At 46.3% G+C, this 3495-nt stretch carries 6 protein-coding genes; all 6 read left to right on the forward strand.

What is annotated here, in order from left to right; all coding sequences use genetic code 11:
• Positions 1 to 800: TonB-dependent receptor domain-containing protein (locus VIM87_RS30700; protein ID WP_332000681.1), on the forward strand; the 800-nt coding region annotated here is incomplete at its 5' end.
• A gap of 71 nt (positions 801 to 871) precedes the next feature.
• Positions 872 to 1462: a Crp/Fnr family transcriptional regulator gene (locus tag VIM87_RS30705; protein WP_332000682.1), complete on the forward strand. Its 591-nt coding sequence runs from the start codon at positions 872 to 874 to the stop codon at positions 1460 to 1462.
• Between the two features lie 76 nt (positions 1463 to 1538).
• Positions 1539 to 2126, forward strand: a complete 588-nt coding sequence (locus tag VIM87_RS30710) for an NAD(P)H-dependent oxidoreductase (protein WP_332000683.1) — start codon at positions 1539 to 1541, stop codon at positions 2124 to 2126.
• A 33-nt stretch (positions 2127 to 2159) separates the two neighbouring features.
• Positions 2160 to 2384 (forward strand): 2TM domain-containing protein, encoded by a 225-nt coding sequence (locus tag VIM87_RS30715; protein ID WP_332000684.1) that lies wholly within the window; start codon positions 2160 to 2162, stop codon positions 2382 to 2384.
• Positions 2385 to 2386: 2 nt separating this feature from the next.
• Complete coding sequence (locus tag VIM87_RS30720) at positions 2387 to 2956, forward strand: cupin domain-containing protein (protein WP_332000685.1); 570 nt, start codon at positions 2387 to 2389, stop codon at positions 2954 to 2956.
• 19 nt (positions 2957 to 2975) lie between these two features.
• Positions 2976 to 3495 (forward strand): hypothetical protein (locus VIM87_RS30725; RefSeq protein WP_332000686.1); only part of this gene is annotated, 520 nt, incomplete at its 3' end.

Below are 3495 nucleotides of genomic sequence, written 5' to 3' on the forward strand. Positions count from 1 at the left end.
CGAATATTACACAGGGGTATACCGTGGTGGGCGCCAATAATTTCCAGGAACAGGTGACGGCCTTACAAAAGGCAGGGCTGGTGCAGCAGGTATGGGACAATGCTGCCAACATACATTCTTTGCAACCGGAAACCTCTACTTCCTATAACCTGGGCGCACAATTCACCTTTGCAAAAACATTCAACTTTAACTTGAATGGTTTTTATAACCAGATCAATAACCTTATTAATACGGAGCAGGTAGGTATTATGCGTAACGGGCAGCAGCTATTCTCTTACCTGAACATTCACCGCATTTTTACCCGTGGCCTGGAAATGGAGCTGAAATGCCGGCCCTTCAAAGGATTTACCTTCAGCGCAGGTTACCAGCTGCTAACGGCCAAAAGCCAGGACATTATTGATACCATTAAAGCGGGTCACAGCACCGTTCGTGCTACCGGCGGCATACGCACAGCTGCTACCAGCGATTACTTTGGATTGCCAAACCGCAGCCGGCATATGGGCAGCGCTATGCTGTTATATCATTACCGGCCCTGGGGTGTAAGCGCTACCCTGCGGGCCGGTTACCGCGGCAAATACGGCTTCCTGGATATAGATAATAATGGTTATATAGACCAATACGATGTTTTTGTGAAAGGTTATATGCTGTTGAATGTAGCGGTACAGAAAACACTGCTAAAAGAAAAACTTACCCTGCAGCTGGCCATGGACAATATTACTAATTACACCGACTATCTGATGCCTTCACAGCCTGGCAGGGTAATATCGGGCGGGCTAATGTGGCAGCTGAGGAAATTTTAGCCGGATACTCATTTTTTTATCTTTACTTAGTAGCCATTAATCCCCTGCTCTGCTAAGATCTAAACAGCAAAATGGAATCTGAATCATATAAATATGAGGAATCAGTCAGGTCAATTTGCCCTGAGGTAACTGATTTTGAACTATCCAGGTTTGTTTCACTGCTTACGTTTAAAGAATTAAAGAAGAAAGATCTTTTCCTTCAATCAGGCAAAGTACAAAAGGCCATTGGCTTTATATCAAAAGGCCTGGTTCGTTCCTTTTATATTGATCACGAAGGCAATGAAATAACGGTTGGCTTTTATGCCGAAGGCGATTATGTAACCCATTACCCGGCGTTCCTTAGCCGGGAACCCAGTAAATATTCCATTCAGTGTTTAGAACCCACTTCGCTTTTTTGTCTTTCGTTTGAAGACCAGCAATGGATCTACCAGCAGTTCCCCAGCTTTGAAAGATACGGGCGCTTAGTTGCAGAAGAAATTCTAAAGCGGCAACAAGCCCGGATTGAGAGCTTTATATTCCAGACAGCAGAAGAGCGTTACCTCGATTTTATCAAACGCCAGCCTACCCTGTTCAACCGCGTATCCCTATCCCATCTTTGCAGCTTTCTTGGTATTGAGCGGCAAACCCTCACCCGCATCCGCCAGAAATTAGCCCACCAATAGTTTTTTGACACATTTGCGTCAGGTGTGCCTTTCCTTTATTTAACAGCTTTGCAGTATCAATCAAAAATGATCTGCAATGGCAAAGAACATCTTACTCATACTTGGGCATCCTTCAGAAGCGTCTTTCTGCAATGCGTTGCTGGATGCTTACAAAAACGGTGCTGAAGCTGCAGGCGCCATCTGCAAAACCATATACATATCCAGGCTAAAGTTTGATGTAAATCTTGCCGACGGATATAAAAACGGTGAAGTGATGCCACTTGAACAAGACCTGGCCGGCTCTCAGCAGCTGCTCCAATGGGCCAACCATGTGGTGATGGCCTATCCCAACTGGTGGGGTTTTATGCCTGCCGTTACCAAGGGTTTCATTGACAGGGTATTTCTGCCCGGCTTTGCATTCAAACATCATTCAGGAAAAATATTCCCGGAGAAACTTTTAAACGGAAAAAGTTTGCGGCTGCTGATAACTATGGATACACCCAAATGGTGGTTCTACCTTGTTTACCGGGCATCGCAATACCAGATCCTGAAAGATATTGTATTCGGCTACGTTGGGTTTAAGCCCATCCGGTTCTCCACTTTCGGATTCATGAGAAAATCAACGGACCAGCAGCGGATCAATTGGCTCAGAAAGGTTAAACAATTAGGCAGCCAGCTTAAATAAACATTCTATCACCCAAATAAAACCTCCACAATCATGACACATTTAAAAAATGAAGCTGCACTTACCCCCATCAACCCAAGAAAGGGATTCAGGATCCACTTACTGGTTTTCCTGCTGGCCACTCCGGCTATCTGGATCGTATGGTACCTGACTGACAGGACATATCCATGGCCGTTATGGTCAACACCAGCATGGGCAATAGGCGTACTGTTCCACTATCTCGGCGTATATGTTTTCAAAAAATCAAAAACCAATTAATCATGGATCAGCAGCAAAAAACATTCAGACGCATTGTAACCGGCCACGATGCAGATGGTAAAGCGATCATTGTTTCCGATGCACCTCCTGTGCTTTCACAATTGATAGGCGGCCCCGGCGGACCCACTTTTTTTGAAGTATGGCATACCTTGGAAACACCTGCCTTAATTCACCCGCAGCCTGATGAAACGGATGAGAGTAAGCTGGTGTTAGCGCCTCCCGCAAACGGCACCCGTATAAGAGTAATTGAATTTCCGCCGGAAGGTGAAGAGATCCGGAAGCTTAGCGGGGCAGATGCAGCAGCAAAGTTCCAATCTATGGGGGGCGGGGGTGCTTCCACATCTGCAGAAGGCGCCCCTCACCCATTGATGCACCGGACAAAAACAATTGATTATGGAATTGTGCTGGAAGGAGAAATAACACTGGTATTGGACCGGGCAGAAACCACCATTAAAGCGGGCGACATCGTTATCCAATGCGGCACTAACCATGCCTGGGCAAACCGTTCAGGTAAGAGCTGCCGGATGGCTTTTGTTTTGATAGATGGTCAATTCACTAACCCAAATTCTTAATCAGCAAACAAAATAAGTTATGCGTATCAAGCCACTGGCCCCGGATACACTTAGTCCTGAGATCCGCTACGTACATGATGAAATAGCAAGCCTGGTTGGCCGCAGCCAAAGCCAGGTGAACATGATAAATGATCAGGGAGCATTGTTAGGTCCCTTCACTCCTATGTTACATTACCCGCAGTTTGGGGTACCGGCCCTGAGCTTTCTCCGCACGCTTGACACTCATGCAACACTTTCCAAAACAGTACGTGAAGTAGCTATTTTAACAGTAGGCGGTGTTTTGGGCGCTCGTTTTGAACTGTATGCGCATGAGATTATGGCGGCCGCATTTGGCATTTCTCCAAATATAATTGCAAGCCTTGCTGCGGGGGGGCATCCCTATGGTTTAAGCGAACAGGAAGCGGTTGCGCATGATATTGCATATGCGCTGGTTACAGGGCATGTTGTACCCGATTCAACTTATAAGCATGCAGTACAGCTGCTTGGGCAGGATGGTGTGGCGGAGCTGTATTTTCTTATTGGCGGGTATAGCCTTATTG

The sequence above is a fragment of the Chitinophaga sp. genome (assembly GCF_036569125.1).
GTDB lineage: Bacteria > Bacteroidota > Bacteroidia > Chitinophagales > Chitinophagaceae > Chitinophaga.

Coding starts and splice junctions, on each gene's coding strand:
- VIM87_RS30710 (WP_332000683.1), top strand. CDS start 1,539: ATGGCAAAGAACATCTTACTCATACTTGGGCATCCTTCAGAAGCGTCT.
- VIM87_RS30705 (WP_332000682.1), top strand. CDS start 872: ATGGAATCTGAATCATATAAATATGAGGAATCAGTCAGGTCAATTTGC.
- VIM87_RS30720 (WP_332000685.1), top strand. CDS start 2,387: ATGGATCAGCAGCAAAAAACATTCAGACGCATTGTAACCGGCCACGAT.
- VIM87_RS30715 (WP_332000684.1), top strand. CDS start 2,160: ATGACACATTTAAAAAATGAAGCTGCACTTACCCCCATCAACCCAAGA.